The sequence below is a fragment of the Pedobacter psychrodurus genome, assembly GCF_004331735.1.
In the GTDB taxonomy this organism is placed as follows: Bacteria; Bacteroidota; Bacteroidia; order Sphingobacteriales; family Sphingobacteriaceae; genus Pedobacter; species Pedobacter psychrodurus.
In genome coordinates, this window is record NZ_SJSO01000025.1 from 33,234 (window position 1) to 57,152 (window position 23,919).

Annotated in this window: 21 protein-coding genes; 12 read left to right on the plus strand and 9 right to left on the minus strand. The window is 38.1% G+C overall.

Annotated elements, in window-relative coordinates; all coding sequences use genetic code 11:
- Nucleotides 1-42: 42 nt before the first annotated feature.
- Together lpdA and EZ456_RS21615 are read right to left on the minus strand one after the other, a co-directional pair.
- Nucleotides 43-1,449 (minus strand): dihydrolipoyl dehydrogenase, encoded by a 1,407-nt coding sequence (gene lpdA, locus EZ456_RS21610; RefSeq protein WP_131533759.1) that lies wholly within the window; start codon nt 1,447-1,449, stop codon nt 43-45.
- Between the two features lie 344 nt (nt 1,450-1,793).
- Complete coding sequence (locus EZ456_RS21615) at nt 1,794-2,192, minus strand: hypothetical protein (protein ID WP_131533761.1); 399 nt, start codon at nt 2,190-2,192, stop codon at nt 1,794-1,796.
- Between the two features lie 147 nt (nt 2,193-2,339).
- Between EZ456_RS21615 and EZ456_RS21620 the strand changes: the two genes are divergently transcribed.
- The gene (locus tag EZ456_RS21620) at nt 2,340-4,355 is read left to right on the plus strand and encodes an ATP-binding protein (protein ID WP_131533763.1); all 2,016 of its coding nucleotides are present in this window, start codon (nt 2,340-2,342) and stop codon (nt 4,353-4,355) included.
- Nucleotides 4,348-4,980, plus strand: a complete 633-nt coding sequence (locus EZ456_RS21625) for a response regulator (protein WP_131533765.1) — start codon at nt 4,348-4,350, stop codon at nt 4,978-4,980. The genes EZ456_RS21620 and EZ456_RS21625 overlap by 8 nt, the downstream gene beginning before the upstream one ends.
- A gap of 24 nt (nt 4,981-5,004) precedes the next feature.
- On the opposite strand, the gene EZ456_RS21630 is transcribed toward EZ456_RS21625, so the two are convergent.
- The 5 genes from EZ456_RS21630 to EZ456_RS21650 form a co-directional block, all read right to left on the minus strand.
- Complete coding sequence (locus EZ456_RS21630; RefSeq protein ID WP_131533767.1) at nt 5,005-5,361, minus strand: bleomycin resistance protein; 357 nt, start codon at nt 5,359-5,361, stop codon at nt 5,005-5,007.
- Between the two features lie 63 nt (nt 5,362-5,424).
- A complete protein-coding gene (locus EZ456_RS21635; protein WP_131533769.1) occupies nt 5,425-5,973 on the minus strand; it encodes a Crp/Fnr family transcriptional regulator in 549 nt (182 codons plus the stop codon).
- 7 nt (nt 5,974-5,980) lie between these two features.
- Nucleotides 5,981-6,646, minus strand: coding sequence for an HAD family hydrolase (locus EZ456_RS21640; protein WP_131533771.1), 666 nt, complete (start codon nt 6,644-6,646; stop codon nt 5,981-5,983).
- A gap of 25 nt (nt 6,647-6,671) precedes the next feature.
- Complete coding sequence (locus EZ456_RS21645; protein ID WP_131533773.1) at nt 6,672-7,832, minus strand: esterase-like activity of phytase family protein; 1,161 nt, start codon at nt 7,830-7,832, stop codon at nt 6,672-6,674.
- Between the two features lie 855 nt (nt 7,833-8,687).
- Nucleotides 8,688-9,524, minus strand: a complete 837-nt coding sequence (locus EZ456_RS21650; protein ID WP_131533775.1) for a DUF6515 family protein — start codon at nt 9,522-9,524, stop codon at nt 8,688-8,690.
- A gap of 228 nt (nt 9,525-9,752) precedes the next feature.
- Here EZ456_RS21650 and EZ456_RS21655 point away from each other — a divergent pair, with 228 nt between their 5' ends.
- From EZ456_RS21655 to EZ456_RS21680, 6 genes are all read left to right on the plus strand, one after another.
- Complete coding sequence (locus EZ456_RS21655; protein WP_131533777.1) at nt 9,753-11,624, plus strand: CocE/NonD family hydrolase; 1,872 nt, start codon at nt 9,753-9,755, stop codon at nt 11,622-11,624.
- A 197-nt stretch (nt 11,625-11,821) separates the two neighbouring features.
- Nucleotides 11,822-13,687 carry a CocE/NonD family hydrolase gene (locus tag EZ456_RS21660; protein ID WP_131533779.1) on the plus strand — a complete coding sequence of 622 codons (1,866 nt, stop codon included), beginning with the start codon at nt 11,822-11,824 and terminating at the stop codon, nt 13,685-13,687.
- 146 nt (nt 13,688-13,833) lie between these two features.
- The gene (locus EZ456_RS21665; protein ID WP_131533781.1) at nt 13,834-15,486 is read left to right on the plus strand and encodes a M1 family metallopeptidase; all 1,653 of its coding nucleotides are present in this window, start codon (nt 13,834-13,836) and stop codon (nt 15,484-15,486) included.
- Nucleotides 15,487-15,703: 217 nt separating this feature from the next.
- Complete coding sequence (locus EZ456_RS21670) at nt 15,704-16,435, plus strand: head GIN domain-containing protein (protein WP_131533783.1); 732 nt, start codon at nt 15,704-15,706, stop codon at nt 16,433-16,435.
- Nucleotides 16,436-16,567: 132 nt separating this feature from the next.
- Complete coding sequence (locus EZ456_RS21675) at nt 16,568-17,014, plus strand: DUF1572 family protein (RefSeq protein ID WP_131533785.1); 447 nt, start codon at nt 16,568-16,570, stop codon at nt 17,012-17,014.
- Nucleotides 17,015-17,089: 75 nt separating this feature from the next.
- The gene (locus EZ456_RS21680; RefSeq protein ID WP_205945151.1) at nt 17,090-17,893 is read left to right on the plus strand and encodes an aminoglycoside 6-adenylyltransferase; all 804 of its coding nucleotides are present in this window, start codon (nt 17,090-17,092) and stop codon (nt 17,891-17,893) included.
- A 93-nt stretch (nt 17,894-17,986) separates the two neighbouring features.
- Here EZ456_RS21680 and EZ456_RS21685 read toward each other — a convergent pair whose 3' ends face one another.
- Complete coding sequence (locus tag EZ456_RS21685; protein ID WP_225876596.1) at nt 17,987-18,877, minus strand: hypothetical protein; 891 nt, start codon at nt 18,875-18,877, stop codon at nt 17,987-17,989.
- Between the two features lie 85 nt (nt 18,878-18,962).
- Nucleotides 18,963-19,670 (minus strand): DUF2490 domain-containing protein, encoded by a 708-nt coding sequence (locus tag EZ456_RS21690; protein WP_131533787.1) that lies wholly within the window; start codon nt 19,668-19,670, stop codon nt 18,963-18,965.
- Between the two features lie 134 nt (nt 19,671-19,804).
- On the opposite strand from EZ456_RS21690, the gene EZ456_RS21695 reads away from it, so the two are divergent.
- The 4 genes from EZ456_RS21695 (at nt 19,805) to EZ456_RS21710 (ending at nt 23,743) form a co-directional block, all read left to right on the plus strand.
- Nucleotides 19,805-21,130 (plus strand): hypothetical protein, encoded by a 1,326-nt coding sequence (locus tag EZ456_RS21695; protein ID WP_131533789.1) that lies wholly within the window; start codon nt 19,805-19,807, stop codon nt 21,128-21,130.
- A 146-nt stretch (nt 21,131-21,276) separates the two neighbouring features.
- A complete protein-coding gene (gene fabV, locus EZ456_RS21700) occupies nt 21,277-22,470 on the plus strand; it encodes an enoyl-ACP reductase FabV (RefSeq protein WP_131533791.1) in 1,194 nt (397 codons plus the stop codon).
- A gap of 115 nt (nt 22,471-22,585) precedes the next feature.
- The gene (locus tag EZ456_RS21705) at nt 22,586-23,119 is read left to right on the plus strand and encodes a GNAT family N-acetyltransferase (RefSeq protein ID WP_131533792.1); all 534 of its coding nucleotides are present in this window, start codon (nt 22,586-22,588) and stop codon (nt 23,117-23,119) included.
- A gap of 171 nt (nt 23,120-23,290) precedes the next feature.
- On the plus strand, nt 23,291-23,743 hold the full coding sequence (locus EZ456_RS21710; protein ID WP_131533794.1) for a cold-shock protein: 453 nt from the start codon (nt 23,291-23,293) through the stop codon (nt 23,741-23,743).
- Nucleotides 23,744-23,919: the final 176 nt, after the last annotated feature.

Here is a 23,919-nt window from a genome sequence, read left to right on the forward strand (position 1 = left end):
ATATTAAACTTTAATTAATCGACCTTAACACCGACCTATCGATTAAATATGTATCGCTCTATTATCAGTTGCGGCAAGTGCAGCTTCTTTTAAGGCTTCGGTATAAGTTGGATGCGCATGGCAAGTACGTGCAATATCTTCGGCAGATGCACGGAATTCCATGGCAATAACCGCTTCTGCAATCATATCAGCAGCACGCGGGCCGATCATGTGTACACCTAAAACTTCATCGGTAGCGGCATCGGCTAATACCTTAATGAAGCCATCGGTATCCATACTCGCTTTTGCACGTCCGCTGGCTTTGAAAGGGAATGAACCAGTTTTATACTTAACACCTTTTTCTTTTAGCTGTTCTTCTGTTAAACCTACAGAAGCAACCTCTGGCCAGGTGTATACCACACCAGGGACTAAGTTATAATTGATATGTGGTTTCTGACCTGCAATAGTTTCGGCAACGTATGTACCTTCATCTTCTGCTTTGTGCGCCAACATAGCACCAGTAATTACATCACCAATAGCATAAACACCTTTCACCGAAGTTTCTAAATGCTCATTAACCGGAATTTTCTTACCTCTTTCTTCTACCGTGATTCCGATTTTATCTAAACCTAAACCTTCGCTATATGCTGTACGGCCAACAGCAACGATACAATAATCGGCTTCTAAAGAAATGGTTTCGCCTTTTGGTGTTTCGGCATTAACCGTTACGGTTTTACCTTTAGTGGTAGCACCGGTAACTTTATGGCCCATGTAAAACTCCATGCCTAATGTTTTCTTTAACACTCGTTGAAGTTCTTTACCCAAACCAGCATCCATCGTACCGATAATAGATGGCAAAAACTCAACAACAGAAACCTTTGTGCCTAAACGGGCATATACCGAACCTAACTCTAAACCGATTACACCACCACCGATTACCACCATGGTTTTTGGCACTTCTTTAATGTTTAAAGCCTCAGTTGAAGTAATGATGCGTTTTTTATCAATGGGTAAAAACGGTAAAGCTGTTGGTTTAGAACCTGTAGCAATGATTACATTTTTAGCTGATAATGTTTCTGTAGAACCATCGGCTTTAGTTACCAGGATAGTATTTTTATCTACAAAAGAACCAACGCCTTCGAAAGAATCGATTTTATTTTTCTTGAACAAATAAGTGATACCGGCTGTATTTTGAGCAACAACATCGTCTTTACGGGCGATCATTTGTTTCATATCAACCTTTAAATCTTTTAAGTTGATACCATGGGTAGTGAACGTATGAGCAGCGTTATGAAAATGCTCTGAAGAATCTAATAAAGCCTTAGACGGGATACAGCCTACATTTAAGCAGGTACCACCAAAAGTTTTATATTTTTCAACAACTGCAGTTTTTAAACCTAACTGAGCACAACGGATTGCGCCTACATAACCGCCCGGCCCTGAACCGATAACAACGACATCGTATTGCATAATTTTATGAGAATTTTGATTAGCCAAATGTAGGGAAAAAAGGCGGAATGCTGAAAGTCGATTAGGCAATAGAAATCGGTTTCTTAGTCATTGGTTTATCAGTTGTTGGTTCTTCGCCGATACCTGATGCCCCAATAGATCAAATATTGAAGATCAATAAGATAATGCAATAAAAGTTCAAAAGCCCATAGGTTGATGAGCGTATGAAAACATTTTACTTTAAGACTATAAAATGTTTTACCTAACCCAAACAAACCCAATGGACTAATGAACGAGACTCAATTAAGCGTTATCAGTTTGTAGTTGGCAATTTTCAACTATGAATTACCCACCAATGAACCAACCTACAAACTTAACGATGCTGATGCACTTAAGATTGCGCCGCTAGATGTGCCCTCTCTTTTTAATTCTCCATCTACATAAATTTGCACTTTTAACGTAGAATTAGCATTGGCGCCTGTTGCATTTGCAGCAATGTTTAAAGAAATGGTTCCTGCTGGCACCGTAATCTCCTGACTTGTCCAGGTAGTTCCGCTAAGGCTCGTTGCGGTGGTAATTTGTGAATCGTAGCCATAAACTACAGCACTAATGTTGCTACCTGCCGATGCTTCGAGTTTAAAAACTACCTTGTGTGAAGATTTTGATGGCGATTCTCCCCCATCTTTTTTACACGACATTAAACCTGTAAATAACACTAAGGCAAAAAAAGAAAGTACAAATGTTTTAATTTTGATGTTTTTCATAATTATATTTAAAAAAATAGAACTACAAATAAACAAATGAGCACTTTGCTTTACAATAACCATATAATACCATTTTTTTCTACCTGATTTCAGGTATATTCTGGGTTTAATTTCTGATTGAGAAATAAACCGTGCATTTTTAGATTAATGAGAAATTATATCATCTTTCTGGCACTCCTTATTTTCTATTCGTTGAATAGCCGGGCCCAGCTGCAACCAGCCGACCAGCAATATACCGACAGTCTAAGCCGCATCGTAAGTGGAAACTTCCGCGATAGCCTTAAAGCCGAGGCTGGTTTTAAACTAACCGATTTCTGGGTAGATCATGATAGTTCCAAAGCAGTATTATACTTGAACAAGGCAAGAACCTGGAGCAAAAAGTATCCTTTACTGCTAGCCAGGTCTTATTGGTACGAATCTTTAATTTACCAAGGCCGGAATTACACAAAAGCCGAAAAGTTACTCATCCATGCCGATTCGTTATTAAGCAAGTTTAATACAAAAGCTATTTACCGGCTGCGATCGATGGTTTGGCACAACTATGGTTTGATACAACAGCACAAAGACGATCTTAAAGCAACACTCGATATACTGATCAACCGCGTTTTACCACTTTCTAAAAAGGCTGGCGACAAAAACTTTTTAGGCACAGAATACGTCTCTATCGGAACGATTTTTACAAACCTTGGCCAATACGAAAAAGCTGCACCTTACTTGCAGCAAGGTTTAAATGCCTTAAAAGATACTTCTCCTGATAAGTATTATCTACTCATTAATGCGCACCTAACTACTGCAGGAAACTATTATCATCTAAAAAACTATAGTCTCACCAAAAAACACCTCGATCTGGCCAAAACAATACTGGATAAATCAGACCATGTGGCTATAGGCTACCCGATGGCAATATTTTGGCTCGACTACTACAAAAGCACCACACGCTATTTAATTAACACCAAACAATACACCCTTGCTTTGTTAGATGCAGATAAAGCCATTAAACTGGCCGAAAAGCTAACCGACAATTATTCTTTACAGGAAGTAATATTTGAGAAATACAGAATCCTTTTTAAACAGAAAAATTTTGTTCTGGCTAAAAAAACGTTGCTGCAAATTATCGATCAGCCAGAAATAAATACATTGGCAACAAATAAGCTCAAATTAGCAGAAGCGCTTGCAGAAGTAAATTACGCCAGCGGCAATATTAAAGAGGCTTATAACTGGATAAAAAAGAGCAAATTATTAAACGACAGCCTAAATGAAAGTAAACTAAAAGAAGATATTAATGCGTTAGAAATTAAATATAAAAATGCAGAAAACCAGAAAAAAATAGCCAGTTTAAATGCAGAAAAGAAACAAAATGCATTAATTATAAAGAACAATAAAACAACAACCTTTCTATTAATTGCAGCATCTTTCTTTCTGCTAATCATCGTTATCCTTTTGTATTTTTACTTTAGGGGCTATAAAAAGCTTGCGGAGCAAAGGAGTATAAACTATAAACAGAAAGTGGCCGAATTACAACAAAAACAGCAATTGGAAATTAGCAGGGCCATGCTAAATGCCGAAGAAAAAGAAAGAAACAGGGTAGCGCAGGATTTACATGATGGACTTGGCGGAATGTTATCAGGTTTAAAAATTAACTTATCCAATTGGGCAAAACACAGGGAAATGCAGCTGCCTGATGCAGAGCTACAAAGAATTGTTAATCAACTGGATAATTCTGTAACAGAATTAAGGCACATTGCCCGGAATATGATGCCACAAACATTATTAAAATTCGGATTAGAAACGGCCTTAAAAGACCTGGCAGAATCGGCGATGAGCAATCATATGCATATCGATTTTCAAGCACTCAATATCCCTAAACATATTGCCCTTGAAGAACAGATAATTATTTACAGGATTGTACAGGAAATACTCACCAACACACTAAAGCATGCTCAGGCATCTGAAGTAGTTTTACAGTGCAGCGAAAACAAAAACTGGTTTTATATCACAGTTGAGGACAATGGAATTGGCTTTGATGCCTTAACCTATAAAAAGGGATTAGGAGTAGAAAACATTAAAAATAGGGTAGCCTATCTTAAGGGCACTTTCGAAATCGATTCGCACCCTGGCAATGGTACAACTATAAATATCGAAATCCCCATCAGTTATGAATAATATGATTAAACTAGCTGTTGTTGATGACCATCCAATTGTTATACAAGGAATCGTTTCCTTAATCAACAACCTTGAAAACATGCAGGTAGTAGGCAGTTTTCAATCAGGCAGCGCATTAATTTCCTTTTTAAATACCCACGAAATAGATATTGTGCTGCTCGATGTTATGTTGCCAGATGTAAATGGAATTGAACTATGTGCGCAGGTTAAAAAGTTATCGCCTAAAACGATCGTTATTGCCATTAGCAATCATACCGAAAGAAGCATCATTATGCAGATTTTACAAAATGGGGCGAGTGGTTACATTTTAAAAAATGCTTCGGTAGAGGAGCTAAAAAACGGTATCGAAACTGCGCTTAGAGGAGAACTGGCCTTTAGCAAAGAAGTTATTGAAATTATTGCTAAACCTTCGGTAAATGATTTAAAAGGACGACCAAAATTCACCAAACGCGAAAAACAGATCCTTCAATTAATCGCACAGGGAAAAACAACCGCCAGCATCGCAGAAGAGCTTTTTCTAAGTCCATTAACCATCGAAACCCATCGCCGCAACATGATGCAAAAACTCGATGTTAAAAACGCGATAGAACTGATAAACATTGCTACAGAGCAGTTATTAATTTGATGGATTCAACCCAAAACTAGTGCCTTAAACGCTTTGTCCAAAAGTGAGTAAATTGCTATCTGGATCAAGCATTGCAAATTCTTTTTGCCCCCATGGTTTGGTTTGCAGGCTCCCATTCGGATGAATGCTTTGTTTAGTATCAAGCATAGATTTGTACAGCCCTTCTATATCATTAGTGCGGATATAAACCTGCCCATAGTTTTCTTTCGGATCAAGTGTTTCGAATAGGAAAAAGTGAATCTGAATATTGTCTTTTTGCACCATCAGGTAATCCTTAAAATCGGCGCTCCCAATGTCTTTAAAGCCTAATTTATTTACATAAAAATCTCTGGTGATTTCTTTATCACGCATTGGAAGTTTTGGGTTAATCTCTGTTAGCATATTTTTTTTATTTCAAAAATCGGTATTTTTCTGAAAAGCTGAACTTGATCCAGATCAGGAAATTTAATGATTTGCCCTCACCCTACTCAATGTTTCAGGGGCGATCTTAAGATATGAAGCGATCATTTTGACCGGAAAAACCTGCACGATGAGCGGCTTAGCATTTTTGATGTAATTGTATTTTTGGATAGGATTTAACGCATTGTCAAAAAGATAAGTTCTATTGTTTGTCTGGTCAAAAATCTTAGCCAAGCTTAAAAAAGATTGCGACCTGGCAATCAGACCATGCAGATTAATTAAACTCAATTCTAGCACATCCGACTTCTCAAATGCTTTGATCGTGGTATCTGATGGCACTTGATTGATCAGACTAGGATGATTGAACATCCACTCCTGGGGCAAATGCAGGTCGATGATGGTTTCTGTCATGTTGTTAAACTGGAATTGAAAAAAAGATCCAGATAAAATGAAATAAACAGATTGACAGATTTCACCCAGATGCAAGAGCACGTCATTTTTATGGAACGACTTTCGGATAGTATGCTCTTCAAAAAGAAGCACATCGTTAGCAGAAAATTGCCCAACACTGTTTAAAATCTCCTGAGTTGACATATTAACATTAGATCAATCCTTTTTCCAGTATAAATGCTTTGGCATTTGCAAAGCTGAGGAACAATTCATCAGCGATCTTCAGTTTTTGGTGTGCACGCACATTACTTTGGATAGCATAACAGATAATGCCCGCCGCTAAAGCCGATTTAACACCATTTAGGGTATCTTCAAAAACAATGCACTCTTCTTTTTTTACACCCAATCGTTCCACACAAAGATTATAACTTTCAGGATCGGGCTTAGATTTGCTTACATCTGTTCTGGTAATAAACAAACTGAAATACTTGGCCAAACCGTTCCGCTCAAAAACAGCTTCAACATCAATTTTAGGACTGGCGGTAACCACTGCAAGCGTAAGTCCTTTTTCATAAACAAATTGGATAAATTCTAATGCATAAGGCATTAAAGCAATATCAGTTGTTCTGAAACCATCAAAAGTTATTTTTTCTCTCCTGTTGATAAAGCCTTCCAATTCTTCCTCAATTTTGTATCGGTCTATTATGGTCTTTGCATTTTTCGGCAGGGGAATTCCAGCGTAATTTGTTAACCAGTCACTAAAATCAAGCGCCACTTCATACTCACGTAAAAACTTGTTCCAACAATCGAAATGAAATCGCTCAGAATCAATTAATGTACCATCTAAATCAAATAGTAACGCTTTTATTTTACTCATTATATATTTTTAACAGGAATTAGTTTTATGGAATTACCTCAAACAATAAAAATTGCTGCACCTGCGATTTTCCAAAGTTATTGTCTACACAGAAAATTAAAGAGTTATGTCCATTAGGCAATTTTGGACCAAAGGTAACACCTTCAAAATTATCGATATGTATATTTAAAGCATCAAAATCGAAAAGCAATTTCTTGGTTAGCGGCCTTGGTGGATTTTGCACAAAAGAGCTATTATCGATTTCATTTTCAGCACCAAGCAAATCAACCAGGTAAAGTTTTAAAAAGGTATGATCATCGTGCCCTTTTGCCCAGGCCCTTTCCATTACCAAAAGGGTATGATTGTTAACCGCTAATATTTCGGAGATTCCGTTTACATTCCAATCGTTTTCAACCGTAGGTTTAACCGGCATTGCGCCAAGGTTATAAGCATATTGGGCGATATTCTTTTTGGTAGCAACATCGAATTTTAAAATCCGCGTTAAGGCTTTATCATATTCAAAAGTGGCCTGAGGGCCATCTTGGTAAAGTGGCTCTTCTAAGCTGGCATATAATATTTTGTACTGATCGGCATAAGTTAAACCTTCAAATAAGGCATTTTTGCGCGGTCCACTTTCGGTTTTTGTAAAGTAAAAACCTTTAGGCATTGGGATGGTATCTAAGAACTTTCCTGCTGTAGAAATAAAGGTTAAACCAGGCTGAACAATCGTTGTATCTCCGTTCTTAAACAACCGTTCCCCCTCACTGCTCCAAAGCAATTGTTTGGTTAACGGGTTATAACGAATCGATTCGCCATCAGGTTTTACACTTTTATCAGTACCGTACTGAGGATATTGTTTCCCATTTTCTTGCAGCATATAAGTAACACCAGTTACACGAATGGTATCTATCTTATTTTCTTTAATATCAATCTGTGCAGTATAAATTCTTGCCGGACTGCGCTGCGACGGATCATCACTGATCATGTAATATTGGTTCTGCTTTACATCGTAATCAATCCCCGATAAACCACCAACAACCGTATTTTGGAAAATTGGATTTAACGGCATAATATATTCATCCAAAAACTTTACAGACGAAATACTGGCCTCATTTTGCTTAACCACAGCATACTTTGTTGCAGAACAAGATGAGAGCACAATAGCAAGAACTGAATACACAAAGAAGAGCTGGGATACAGGTTTCAAATCGAAATGTTTAGACCGTAAAAATATGGATTTTTGGTCGCTCGAGATATGTCATCCTGAATTTATTTTACTGTGCCTTTCCGCTGCGCTATAGGTCAGGGTCATGGTTGTGGTGTCAGATATTACCATCTGACATGGAGTGCATTTAATAACCCGATGAATCAATTTTCAATAAAATTAAACAAAAACAGCCGGATGGGAACATCCGACTGCACATTATACCAAAACAGATACTCAAGATTTGTCGTCATTCCCGCGCAGGCCTATCGTGTAGACACATCTTTTGGTTTGGGTTTTTTATGCATTTTGCTAACCAACTTTAATAAAACACAGATTTTGCCGAAGAACGCCGTCAATCCCAAGTGGCAGGAAAATCAAAAAAACAATTGCAGAATAGAACAAATATTACTACCAAACCTTAAACGCAGTGGTTTTGTGTTCATAAGCGCTGAGTGAAAACTTTCGTGAGAATTGAACACAAAACAAAGTGCTACTGTTTTTTTGATGAGCGTGGGTGGTGAGGAGCCACATTGCCGGATTGACAAAGCGCTTTGGGTACTTTGGCGCTCCAAAGTACCATGCCTCCGCGGCAAAGAGCGGAAAAAAAATCAACTTTGTGTTTAAACTATAGTTTTTGAGGAATCAGTATTATTTGATAGCAGGAAAGATGCTGAAATAAATCCGATAGCTATCGGATCAGCATGACGACCGCTTTAGGAATATACGCCTAAACCAAACACGGGCTAACAAAGATGTGTCCACACGATAGGCGCAGGCGGGAATCTTAAAGTGTGCGGTATTAAGATTCCCGTACGTGGTGTCAGATGTTACCATCTAACACCGATAAAATAAAGATTAAAACAATTTACCTATTACGCGATAAGTAATATTTGTTCCATCTACTATTTCTTCATAATAAACATCATCGGGCGAAACAAAATACTTTTCGTTTTTAATAGTTACCTCTCTGCAACCTTCTGGCAGTTGATTAATGATATCACCTATATTATGTGTATCAACCGGGCCATCAGTTGTGTTTAAAATACCGTCTTTTCCAGCAACCACATATACGGTTTTACCATCAGCATTTTCTTTCTGAGTATAATAAACGCCTTTATATTCGTAATAATCAACACCGTTAATGGTAACCAGATTGGCATCCGACGGTAAATTCGGAACCTCAGCACCAACCGGTGGGGTTACCACTTCGTATTGACTATTGTTTTGCTGATAGAACAATCCACCAGAGTAATAAAACTGGTTAGCACCATAATAAAACGGATAATATCCATAAGGCAAAACCCCAATCCTGAAGCCTAAAAACGGTCTGTAAAAATTATAATAGCTATAATATGGCCTGTAATAAGATCTTCCATATCCCGGGCGATAACCATAACCTGGCCTACCATAACCTGCACCTGGACGATAACCTGGCCTGTTATAACTGTAATTGGGTCTTGGAGGGCGACCTCCGTTGCTAGGCGCATAACTACCTCTACTTGGCGCATGCATAGATGGTTGTCTGGAAATAGAACCACCACCCCTAGATGGGCTTATCGAACCAGATCTACCACCTCCAGAAGAACCTCCACTCCTACTTGGTCGCTGTGCCGAAACAGTCTCAATACTCAAAGTTGCTATCATCGCTGCTGCAGCGAAAACAACCAATCCTTTATTTAATAACCTATTCATTATTTTGTGTTTATTTCGATTATATATATGACGGTGAAAACGCTTAAAAGATTATCCCTTAACAATATTTAACCAAATTTTGATAAAGTGATGACGAACAGAGGATTTAATGGCAAAGCACATCATGCTTCCATGATTACCTCTATACTAACAAACCTTTTACGGGCTATTTTTTCTAATCAATCGTTAATCACCTATATTTAAATTTTATTCCTAAAACTAGCTTAAATGAACCTTATAAGAATTTTCAGTCTTTTATTTTGTCTGTTTGTTTCTAATGAATTAATAGCCCAGCAAATCGATTCGGCATATGTTAGAGAAAATTACACCAAAATCGAACGCCAAATCCCTATGCGCGACGGGGTTAAACTATTCACTTCCATTTATGTACCCAAAAATCAAACCAAAAAATATCCGTTTTTAATTAACCGTACGCCTTATACCGTTGCGCCTTATGGAGAAGATAAATATAAACTAAGCTTAGGTAATTTTCCGGCGATGATGCGCGAAGGATTTATTTTTGTATATCAAGATGTAAGGGGCCGATGGATGAGCGAGGGCACTTTTGCCGATATCCGTCCCCAACTGGTTGGAAAAAAGTCTAAAACCGCTATTGATGAGAGCACCGATACCTACGATACCATCGATTGGTTGGTTAAAAATGTAAAAGGCAACAATGGAAATGCCGGTATTTATGGCATTTCGTACCCTGGTTTTTATTCTACCACTTCATTGCCAAATGCACATCCCGCTTTAAAAGCCGTTTCGCCTCAGGCACCCGTTACCGACTGGTTTATGGGCGATGATTTCCATCATCGTGGTACATTGTTCCTAATGGATGCATTCAGTTTTATGGGCAGCTTTGGTGTTCCAAGGCCTAAACCGATTACACCAGATAAAGGACCTAAAGGTTTTCAGTTCCCTATTCAGGATAATTACCGCTTCTATTTAGAGGCTGGATCGGTTAAAAATTTAAAGGACAGGTATTTTGCCGACAGCATTAAATTTTGGAATGATTTATTTAAACATCCGAATTTAGATACCTTCTGGAAAGCACGTTTAATTACCCCACATTTAACCAATGTAAAACCTGCGGTGATGGTGGTGGGTGGCTTTTTTGATGCAGAAGATGCCTATGGAACTTTTGATACTTACAAAGCAATTGAGCAACAGAATCCTGGTGCCAATAATATCCTGGTTGCAGGTCCTTGGTTTCATGGCGGCTGGGTACGCAGTGATGGTTCTTATTTTGGTGATATTCCCTTCGGCAAAACCACCAGTATTGATTACCAACAACAATACGAGCTTCCTTTCTTTAAACATTATTTAAAAGGTGAAGGAGATTTTAATGCTGCAGAAGCCAATATTTTTGTTACTGGAAGCAACGAATGGAAAAAGTTCAAAACATGGCCGCCACAAGAAGTAGAAAACAAAAACCTGTATTTACAACCCAATGGAAAACTCAGTTTCGAAAAAGTGGGCAGAACCGATAGCTGGGATGAATATGTGAGCGACCCGAATAATCCGGTTCCTTACCAGGATGGCATCCAAGCCAAACGTACACGCGAATATATGATCGATGATCAGCGTTTTGCTGCCCGCCGTCCGGATGTAAAAACTTATCAAACTGATGCTTTAACAGAAGACATTACCCTAACTGGCCCTGTTTTAGCCAACTTAGTGGTTTCTACTACCGGAACAGATGCCGATTATGTAGTTAAACTGATTGATGTTTATCCTGAAGATGCACCCAATCCAGAACCTAACCCTAAAAACCTACTAATGGGTGGTTACGAAATGCTGGTGCGAGGAGAAATTATGCGTGGAAAATACCGCAACAGTTTCGAAAAACCCGAGCCCTTTGTTCCTGGCGCCATTACCAAAGTAAATTACCCATTGCCAGATGTAGCGCATACCTTCAAAAAAGGACATAAAATTATGATCCAGATTCAAAACTCATGGTTCCCCTTAGCCGATCGCAATCCGCAGAAATTTATGGATATCTATCAGGCAGAACCGCAGGATTTCCAGAAAGCTACGCATAAGATTTATCATGATGTAAACAACAGCTCGTTTATTACGGTATCAGTGTTGAAGTAAAATATTGGGCTCTTAATCCCGCGGTTCGTCATTCCCAATCAACCCGATAGCTATCGGGTTGATTGGGAATCTTAAAGCATTACGATTCTCGCCTGCGCGGGAATGACGACTGAGTTTAAAATAAATGGCAAATAACTGCAGCCTTGGTTCGTGTCACCACAAACCAAACACATGAATAACTAACTTACTATAATAAAATGAAATACTTTAAACTCATCATCATCCTGCTTTCAGCATCCTCTGCCTTTGCGCAAAGCGATTCAGGATATCCAAAAGCCAATTACACCAAAAAAGAAGTTTATATCCCTATGCGCGATGGCACTAAACTCTTTACTGCCATTTACACTCCAAAAGACGCAACCAAGGATAAAAAGTATCCGATGATGATGCAGCGTACCTGTTATAGCGTTGCCCCCTATGGCGAAGATAAATTCCCTGCAAAATTAGGCCCGTCAGAATTGATGATGAAAGAGGGTTATATCATGGTGTATCAGGATGTACGTGGCCGATGGAAAAGCGAAGGTACCTGGACCAACATGACGCCAGTTATCGACAATAAAAAAAGCAAGAAAGATGTTGATGAAGGTTCCGATACTTATGATACCATCGATTGGTTGGTTAAAAACGTGACCAATAACAATGGCAAAGTTGGCCAGTGGGGAATTTCTTATCCGGGCTTTTATACTGCTGCAGGAATTTTAAGCAATCACCCTGCTTTAAAAGCCTCATCGCCACAAGCGCCAATTTCAGATTTCTTTTTTGATGATTTCCACCACAACGGATCATTTTTACAGAGTTATTTCATGACTTTTCCGGTATTTGGCGTGCAGAAAACCGATACTACCGCTAAAGCTTGGTACAACAACCAGTTAATCCTTCCAAAAACGAAAGATGGTTATCAGTTTGCTTTAGATTTAGGTCCTTTAAGCAATGCCGACAAATATTACAAGGACAATTTCTTCTGGCAAGAAACCGTTAACCACCCAAACTACGATGAGTTTTGGCAAAAACGTGGATTATTAAAACATTATAATACTGTTAAACCCGCAGTGATGGTGGTTGGTGGATGGTATGATGCTGAAGATCTATCGGGCCCGTTAAACATTTATAAAACCATCGAAAAGAAAAACCCTAATGCTTACAACACGATTGTGATGGGACCATTTGGGCATGGAAGATGGAGCCGCGAAACTGGCCATACCATGCATAGCAACGTGTATTTCGGAGATAGCATTGCTACCTTCTACCAGAAAGAAATTGAAGCTAAATTCTTTAATCACTTTTTAAAAGGCAATGGCGATAAAAACTCTGGCTTGCCTGAAGCCTATATGTTCGATACCGGTAAAAAACAATGGGAAACTTTTGCTAACTGGCCAACAGAAAAGGCGACTAAACAAAAATTATATCTGGGTGCCGATGGTAAACTCAGCATGACTGCGCCTGGTGCAGCAGGTTCTGTAAACTATATCAGCGATCCGGCAAAACCAGTTCCATATACCGAAGATTTAACCACAACATTGGGCTTTACGCCACACAATTATATGAGCGAAGACCAACGCTTTGCGGGTAGAAGACCAGATGTGTTGGTGTATCAAACCGATGTATTGGATAACGATATTACCTTAGGTGGAGAAATAATGTCGCATCTTAAAATTTCAACTACGGGTACCGATGCAGATTTTATCGTAAAACTGATCGATGTTTATCCGGCCGATGAGCCTAACAACCCTTACATGCCAAACAAGAATATCATTTTGAGCAATTACTGGCAAATGGTACGTTCGGAAGTTATGCCGGCCCGTTTCCGAAACAGCTTTGAAAAACCAGAGGCTTTGGTGGCAAATCAAAAAACGGACGTGAACTTTCAATTGCAGGATATATTACACACTTTTAAAAAAGGACACCGGATTATGATCCAGGTGCAGAGCACAGCATTCCCTCTATTTGCGCGTAACCCACAAAAATTTGTAGAGAATCCTTATAAAGCAACGGAAGCTGATTATATTAAAGCTACACAAACTGTATTTAACGATAGTTTTATCGAAGTTGATTTGATAAAATAATTTGATAAGCTCACGCTTGTTTCTAACGAGTGTGCAATTGTCAATCGTTTTTAACGATTCACAAAAACATAACAAATGAAAAAATTACTATCTGCCTCGGTCCGTGTCCTCACGAACCGAAAGCAATGGTTAAACAATAAAAATAAATGAAAAAGTTACTATTCATTCTTGCTACTACCCTCAGCATTTCAGCTACACAGGCACAAATGCTCGGCAAAAACCAGGTAAACTCAAGAGCCGATAGCCTCCGGGGCACACTTACCCCATTACGTACTTGTTACGATATCAATTATTACCACTTGGATGTGAAAATAGATATCGACCAAAAATCTGTTAGCGGAAGTAATGAATTTGCTTTCACAGCCACACAAGATTTCACTAAACTCCAGTTCGATCTTTTTGATAACCTTAAAGTAGAAAAGGTGGTATATAAAGGTGTCGATTTACCTTTTACCCGAGAATATAATGCTGTTTTTATAACCTTTCCTAAAGCAGTTAAAAAAGGAAGCAAAGATAAATTCACTGTTTTCTATTCAGGCAATCCTACGGTGGCTAAAACACCACCTTGGGATGGTGGTTTTATCTTCAAAAAAGATGAAGCAGGTAATCCATTTGTGTCGGTGGCTTGCCAAGGACTTGGAGCAAGTGTATGGTGGCCAAATAAAGATCACCAAAGCGATGAGGTAGATAGTATGTTAATCAGCATCACTATACCCAAAACATTGCAGGAAATATCTAACGGAAGATTGAGAAATACGGTTGATAAAGCTGATGGTTACAAACAATACAATTGGTTTGTAGGCAATCCCATTAATAATTATGATGTAACCTTTTACATCGGCAAATATGCGCATTGGCAAGATAGCTATGATGGCGAAGACGGAAAACTGAGTATCGATTATTGGGCATTACAAACCGATAGTGCCAAAGCCCGCCCACATTGGGATGCCGATGTTAAGCCCATGCTAAAATGTTTCGAATATTGGTTTGGCCCCTACCCATGGTACAAAGATGGCTACAAACTGGTTCAGGCGCCACATTTAGGCATGGAACACCAGAGTGCCGTAGCCTATGGCAATCAGTTTAAGCCAGGTTATTTAGGTAAAGATTTGAGCGGTACCGGCCATGGCTTAAAATGGGATTTCATCACCATCCACGAGAGCGGCCACGAATGGTTCGGCAACAGCATCACCTCAAAAGATATTGCCGATATGTGGATCCATGAAGCCTTTACCAATTATTCTGAAGTATTGTTTACCGAATGTACAGAGAATAAAGCGGCCGCAGATGAATATGTAATCGGATTACAGAAAATTATCCAAAACGATATACCGGTAATTGGCCCTTACGGTGTAAACAAAGAAGGCTCCGGCGATATGTATCCAAAAGGGGCAAACCTGATCAGCACCATCCGCCAGCTGATCAATAACGATGAAAAATTCAGACAGATCTTGCGCGGATTGGGTAAAACATTCTATCACAAAACCGTAACCACCGCCGAAATCGAAAATTACATAGCCAAACAAAGCGGACTTAAATTGAATAAAGTTTTCGATCAGTATTTACGTTATACCAAAATTCCTGTTTTAGAATATAAAATCAACAATGGTACTTTATCTTACCGTTGGGTAACCGATGTTAAGGGTTTTGACATGCCTGTACGTGTAATATTAAAAACAGATGCTTACACCTTGATTAAACCTACAAACGATTGGAAAACCATCAAGGTAGATACCAGCATAAATGCAGATAACTTTAAACACGATCCGTTGTTTTATGTTAACCTTAAAAAAGGATAATTTGATCTGCAGAGAAGTCAAGTTTCAAAAACTTGACTTCTCTTAATTGCCCAAAAAGGCCATCAGTAATGCCAAATTTGCAAGTCGCTATAGAGGGGAATTCTTGTCATCCTGAGAAGAGTGTATATATAAATTTTCACTTTATGCAACTTTTCGGTAAAACGATCGTCTTATAAGAAAAGCTCATTATTCATCTAAAAAAATAAAATCTATACCCATGAAAAAAGTATTTGCCATATTATTAGCATCCCTAACATTAACCTCTAGTATTAATGTAATTGCAAAAGATCAAACACACATCAAGTCATCAAAATACAATAGTGATGAAAGAGATGTAGCCAACTTTACCTCAGTTGCGGGTGCAGGCCCAATCAATATTGTAATCACATTAGGTTCAAAAGCAAGTTGCCGTTTAGAAGGCGATGCTGATGCCATTGCTTCCATTGTAACCGAAGTAAAAGGAAATGCACTCATTATCCGCCCGGAAACTAGTATTACCAGCTGGTCTAGAAAATACGAAGACAAAAAAATAACCGCTTACGTTACTGTACTTTCGCTAAAAAGCTTAACCATGAATGGATCTGGAGCAATGACGGTAAATGGCAAAGTTAGTGCAGGCGATTTCGCAACCGTTTTAAGCGGCTCTGGTAGCATAAAAGTAAATGCCGATGTTGACGATTTTAGCGGCGTAATTAGCGGATCAGGATCAATCAACATCAATGGCAATGCAGATCATGCTAAAGTAGTGATCAGCAGTTCGGGTACTTTCGGTGGAAAATCTTTTGCAGTAAAAACCTTATCTACAACCATCAGCGGATCGGGAACAGTAAACATTGCGGTAGATGAAAGCATTAGAGCAGTAATCAGTGGATCAGGAAGTGTAAATTACTCTGGTAACGCATCTGTAGAGAAAACCATTGTTGGCTCAGGAAGAGTAAGGAAAATATAGTAAATCAATATTTATTAAATGAAACGTCTCGGAGAAATTCGGGGCGTTTTTTGTTTATTGTTATCTGGCTTTTCAGCTTTAAACATTTATATTCGTTTATAAACATTTTAAATAATTCCTTAAAATTTATCTATGCTTACCGAAACCTTAAAAACACTTTTCAACCGAGATTTAAGCAAGTTGAAATCAGAAATCGGGTCGTATGAAAACGAAGCGAGCCTATGGGTTATAAATAAAAGCATAGCAAACTCAGCAGGTAATCTCTGCCTGCATTTAATCGGAAACTTAAACACTTACATTGGCGCAACTTTGTGCGACAGTAATTATACCCGAAACCGCGAATTGGAGTTTTCATTAAAAGGCATCCCAAAGCAGGAGCTCATCAAAATGATCGAAGAAACCACCACTACCGTTAGCGAAACGCTCGATAAAATAACCGATGAACAACTCAATAGCGAATACCCTATGCTGGTATTTCAGGAGAAAACATCAACCGAATTTTTCTTGGTTCACCTTACTACACATTTAACTTACCATTTAGGGCAGATCAACTACCATAGAAGACTATTGGATGCTTAATTTATTCTCGTCATTGCGAACAGAAGCATGGGACTGTGCGCAAGAGTGAAGCAATCTTTTTAGTAAAATACATGAATGAAAAATCACCACATGATACAACAACCCTTTGCCCAACACGCAACCGAAATATTAAAAAACGATGAATCTGTTATCGGCTTAGCCGTTGGTGGCTCGTGGCTCAGCAACGAGATCGATGAATTTTCAGATCTCGATCTGATCCTCATTACCAGAGAAAAAGTATCAGCCGATAAATCGAAAATGCTGCAATATGCGAATCGCCTTGGCGAAATGATCTCTGCTTTTACAGGTGAACATGTCGGCGAACCTCGCCTATTGATCTGCCTTTACGACAACCCACTATTACATGTCGATATTAAGTTTTTAACCTTGGATGAATTTGCCTCAAGAGTTGAAAACCCAATACTATTAATTGATAGAGACTGTCAATTACAGAAAATCCTCGATCAAACTGAGGCTAAATTTCCCTACCCCGATTATCAATGGATTGAAGACCGTTTTTGGACCTGGATGCATTACGCCCTCTTAAAAATCGGCAGAGGTGAATATCTGGAAGCCTTAGATTTCTTTGGCTTTTTAAGAATGGTGGTATTTGGTCCTTTGCTGCACATCAAAAACAACAACCTACCACGGGGTGTGCGTAAAGTAGAAACGCAGCTCCCGGCGGAAGATTTTAATCGGCTAAAGAGCACCATCGCCGAATACAATAAAGCATCTTTAATTACTTCGCTAGAAAATGCGATAGCGCTTTATAAAAACCTGAGAGTTAATTTGTATGCTGAAAACATTAAACAGAATGAAAAGGCAGAAAGTGTGGTAATACAATATTTAGCCAAGATAAAAGACAGTCGCTTAGAATGATAAATTAGATAATATAACATTCCCCGTGTTTCCGTGGCAATTTTAAATTGCACCTAAAACAAAAAAGGAGGCTTAAACCTCTTTCCATATCTTTTAAAACTGAAATCCAATCAGCCACATATTTTCAATGTAGTTAATTTTCTGACTGGCTTTATCTAGCTCATCCCAACCAGTGGTATGTACATTTGTTAAATTGGTAGCGCCAAACTTGGTGGTATTCTGTAGATAAACGTTTTTCCAAACATAAAACTTAAGACCAACTTTCGCCGAAACACCATAACCAGAAATACTAAAATGGTTATTTCTGCCTTGGCCAAAAAGACGTACATCAGAACGTGGTACCATTAAGCCGCCGCCCAACCCGGTTTCTAAAGTTAAAGAAGTATTTCCACCCGGTGCTACCCAGATATCGTCGTAACGCTCAATCTCTATATTTGCATAGTTAAAGCCATCGGTATGCTCATAAGTAAGCATACTTTCCTTCACATTAATGTTTTGTCCATTATAATCGCCAGCTAAAGCACCTGTAGGTGCATTTTCATGCGAAATATTTGCACCGATGTGACCAGTAATCGCAACCGTTTGTGGGATATCCATCACATATTTCATGTGGTCCCAACCGATAGAGATGCTATAATTATCTTTGATAAAATATCCGGCTCGGATGTTATACTGTGGTACAGTGATTAGCCCAGGATTTAAATAAGCCCAGCTTAATTTCGATTGTCTATCGTGTGCAACTACATCTTTCAAGGTAAAATCGTAGTTAGGTCCTTGAAACCTGATATCGCTTTTACCATACCAGGAACTATTATATCCCCAGTGAAAATAAAAATCACCTTTACGGGAAAATTTCCTTTTGTGCTCAGGATTGAATAAACTTTTTGATGTTGGCGTATTATTGGTTGAAGAGGTTTTAATCTCTTGTGCCTGCATCCGCTTGCCAAACAAGAGTGCTAAAAATAGAATGGTAAATCTTTTCACGCGGCAAATTGAGCAAAAAGACCAATCAATTACAACAGCTTTAACATTTTGTAAGAGTTGCTCTACAAAAAATGACTTTAAAACATTAAAACCTAGTGTAAACGGCCAACTGAATAATGTTATTAACCGTATTGTTCGAAACGCCATGAGTAGCCTGGTTCATATACCCAGCTTCCAGATCAAACTGCTTCGAAAAACGATAACCTGCAGCGAGGTATAACCTGTTCTGATCAAAAACACTATTGTTAATTTTATCCTTATTCTGAATATTTAAAAACACCTCGTTCTGCAAAGCCACAAATGGCCCTTTGGTAAACGTTGGTTGGGTTTTCTGTAACGGTTGGATCAACCTGAAGAAATAGCGGAAACGCTGTGAAAATACATCTTCACCCGTACGCCTGATAAAACGTTGTTCTACCCTAAACCTGTGACTGGCAAAAACCGATTTTATTTTGTGGCTGTAGATGTACTGCTCAAAAATACGGTGCTCATGCAAGGTAAGATCAGGAGTTCCTTCAAGCTCGGTGTGTGTAGTTTGCCATAAATACCCTAAAGCTACATTATGTTTATTGTTAATAAAATATTGTAATGCCGGACGCACTAATGTATTCCTCAAATAACCCCAATCATCGGCCGAGCGTAATTGAACATCGAATTGAAGGCCCCATTTATCATTAAACTTGGTGTTGTTCAAGAACATAAACCAACCCGAGTTTTGATGTTGGGTTTGTGCAGAAAGCTCTCCAGATACCATGATGACGAACACCAGGGCAGACAATACTATTTTTTTCATAAAGTGATAAACCGGTTTTATCTGTGTGGCGCTAAATTAATAGAAAATGGACAAAGCAAATAATTTAACTTTAAATTAATCCTCAAAAAAGATGTTATACTCCTATCTTTAAGATTTAATTCATTGAAAATCATATGCGTTTTCTTTTAGGAATTTTGTTACTCCTGATTTTGACCGGAGCAAAAGCTCAGAACTTTACGGGTACCTGGAATTTTAAGTATCGTCCTTATCCCACGGCTTTACCAATTAATATGCAAATGAATATTGGCAAAGCAACTGAAAAGATGCTTTATCCAGCCAACTTAAAAATTACAAATGGAGATTTTATATTTAGTTATGAGCTCTTGCTTGTTAAAAAAAACAGCACCCAACTGGGCATTGGTCGAAATAAATACCCGATAATAGAAACCCCTTTTAAAATTAAACAGTGGATGCCCTACCTAAATGGCGTACTTACGCTGGGTAAATCCAAAACCGGACAAGCACAATTGAGTTTGCAACGGATGTGGATCGATAACTTTGGGCTTTTTATGCGGGGTTTAGATGAGGGCGATGAAATTTACGAAAGCTCAAAAGTAAATATGAGGGATCTTTTATATCGCGAAAAGATTACCTTAATAAAAACAAATTCAACGCCCTGGACAGATCCTCATATTCCCAGGATAGTGGCTCCTACCAAAAAAAATAACATTTATTATGGCATTTACGATCCAATTACCACAAAAGATAGCGTTGTTACCCTGGCCATACAGGATGAAGAGCTTATAGATGCAGACACCATAACACTGATTCAGAATGGCAGGATGATTTTAAACAAACATGCCATTGATGAGAAAAAATTTAGCCATGAGCTACACTTAGATACAGGAATGAATACGCTTGCACTTTTTGCAGATAATTATGGCCGCAAGCCGCCAAATACCGGAAATTTGATTGTTAAAACAAGCGAAAACATGTATAGTTTTGATTTTTCAAACCGCTCAAATGCTTTTGCAACTTTTCTGGTGGCTAAGTTTTACAGCGCATATTCAAAACCTACGTTATCAGATAATCAACCCATAAGCAATGAGCCTGTAGAAATACAAAAGAAAAAAATTGCTCCAGAAAAAACCCTAGACAGAAACACCGATGTTATTGCAAAAATGCAAGTTGAAAACAAGCAAATAGAACTTGAAATTTGGGACGGCCAGGTAGAAGATGGAGATACTGTATCTTTAAAACTTAATAACGAATGGGTCCATCAAAAAATTGCAGTTAAAAAAACATCCAAGCGGTTTTATCTAACATTGCAACCAGGCAAAAACACTTTATTGTTTCGAGCAGATAATTTAGGAAGTGTCCCACCAAATACAGCTGTGCTTTGCATTTACTATGGCGATAAAACACGGACAGTTTACCTGGATACCGATATGAAAAGAGATAATATTCTAAATATAGAATTTAGATCTAAAACGAATTAAACAAATGTAAAAGCTTATTATTTAAAATTCATTTAACGTTAAACGATTAAAAATTTATCTTCGTTAAAGATTTGGGCATTATGGTATTTTCAATATCCTTAAAATTGCGCTTATTTTAACATTACAAAACGTAAAATAGAACAAAAATGATTATCGAACCTAGAATGAGGGGCTTTATCTGTTTAACCGCACACCCTGATGGTTGCGCACAAAACGTGAAGAATCAAATTGAATATGTAAAATCTAAAGGAGCTATAGATGGTCCTAAAAAAGTATTGGTAATTGGCGCTTCAACCGGTTTTGGTTTAGCTTCGCGTATTGCTGCTGCTTATGGATCTGGCGCTTCTACAATTGGCGTATTTTTCGAAAAAGCACCTTCTGAAGGCAAAACTGCATCACCAGGTTGGTACAATAGTGCAGCTTTTGAAAAAGAAGCCCATGCTGCTGGTTTATATGCAAAAAGCATTAATGGCGACGCATTCTCTAAAGAAATTAAAGAAAAAACGATTGAATTGATCAAAGCTGATCTTGGTCAGGTTGATTTAATAATTTATAGCCTGGCATCTCCAGTTCGGAAACATCCTGATACCGAAGTGCTCCATCGCTCTACCTTAAAACCTATCGGTGGAACTTATACCAATAAAACTGTCGATTTCCATACCGGTAATGTTACCGAAATTTCTATCGAAGCCGCTACAGAAGAAGATATTGCCAATACCGTTGCTGTAATGGGTGGCGAAGATTGGGCCATGTGGATTGATGCCTTAAAAGCAGAAAACCTGCTTGCAGATGGTGCAACAACAGTAGCTTATTCGTATATCGGCCCTGCTTTAACCGAACCAGTATACCGCAAAGGAACTATTGGAAGAGCCAAAGATGACTTAGAAGCAACTGCTTTTAAAATCAGTGATAAATTAAAAGATATTGATGGCAAGGCTTATGTATCGGTTAATAAAGCATTAGTAACACAGGCAAGTTCTGCTATCCCTGTAATTCCATTATATATTTCATTGTTGTACAAAGTAATGAAAGCAGAAGGTATCCACGAAGGCACAATTGAGCAGATCCAACGTTTATATGCTGATCGTTTATATAGTGGCAGCCCTGTTCCTGTTGATGAAAAAGGAAGAATTAGAATCGACGATTGGGAAATGCGTGAAGATATCCAGGCTAAAGTTGCCGAACTTTGGAAAGAAGCAACAACCGAAACTTTGCCAGCAATAGGTGATTTACCAGGTTACAGATCTGATTTCTTAAGCTTATTTGGTTTCGAAATTGATAAAGTTGATTATCAAAAAGATGCCCAGGAAGTGGTAGAGATTGAAGGTTTAGTAGATTAATAGGATCGTCATTTCGACTGAAGTGCAACGGAATGGAGAAATCTATAACTTTGCCTAAAATACGATTACAATAAACGGCTGGCCCTATAGCCAGCCATTTTTATACCCAACCTATATGAACTTCGAATTACAACCCACCTTAGAAAACGATTTAATTACAATAGTTCCCTTAAAGGAAGAAGATTTTGAAGCCCTTTTTGCAGTAGCATCCGATCCATTACTCTGGGAGCAGCATCCCAACAAAGACCGCTATAAAAGAGAGGTTTTCGAAAACTTCTTTAAAGGTGCAATAGAATCGAAGGGTGCTTTTATCGTTTATGAAAAAGAAACCAACAAAGTTGTGGGCAGTTCCAGGTACTACGAACTAGATGAAACAAACCATTCAGTTGCCGTTGGTTATACTTTTATTGGAAGAGATTTTTGGGGAAAAGGCCACAACGCCGCATTAAAAAAATTAATGCTCGATTACGCCTTTCAGTTTGTAGATAAAATAATATTACACATCGGCGCAACAAATTTCCGTTCGCAAAAAGCTACAGAAAAATTAGGTGCATCAAAAATTGGTGAGCTTGAGGTAGCCTATTATGGTGAAGACATAAAACTGAATTTTATTTATCAGGTAGATAAAACAAACTGGAACAAGAGCTAAATACATCTTTTTGCGAACTTAACTTGCTGTATATATAAAAGTTATGGCACTCGTTTGACCAATTCTAACGCATCACCTTCTGGAATAAAATCGTGTTTCTGCTTTAGTATTGTTATATTTGTATAATTCTGACATTCTCGTCACGCATAAAACAAAACAATTAAATAAAATATGGCTAAATCTCAAGCAACTTACAGTAAAAAAGAGAACGAAAAAAAACGATTAAAAAAACAAAAAGACAAACAAGAGAAAAAAGAAGAGCGTCAATCTAATGCAAAAAAAGGTTTAGCTCTTGAAGAAATGTTTGCATACGTTGATGAAAATGGTAACATTTCGTCTACTCCACCAGATCCAAAAAAGAAGAAAGTATTCAACATTGAGGATGTACAAATTGGTATTACAAGACAAGAAGATATAATCGATGAAAACCCTATTAAAAAAGGAACAGTTACTTTCTTTAACGATAGCAAAGGTTACGGTTTTATTAAAAACACAGAAACTCAAGATAGTATTTTTGTTCACGCTAACGGTTTGGTAACTCAAATTAAAGAAGGCGATAAAGTAACTTTTGAAGTGGAAATGGGACAAAAAGGTCCAACTGCTGTTAAAGTATCGAAGGTTTAATAACCTAACAATTCTCTTTTTGCAATCTCAATTGCAAAACATGATTAAAATTCTGCAGAAAATTTGTTCTGCTGCGCTAGGTTTTATAACCATTTATAATTCCGTCTATTTAAGCATAAAACCTTGCGCATAATTTTACTCTTATTCTATTTATTTTAGAAAATCAGGTTTCAATG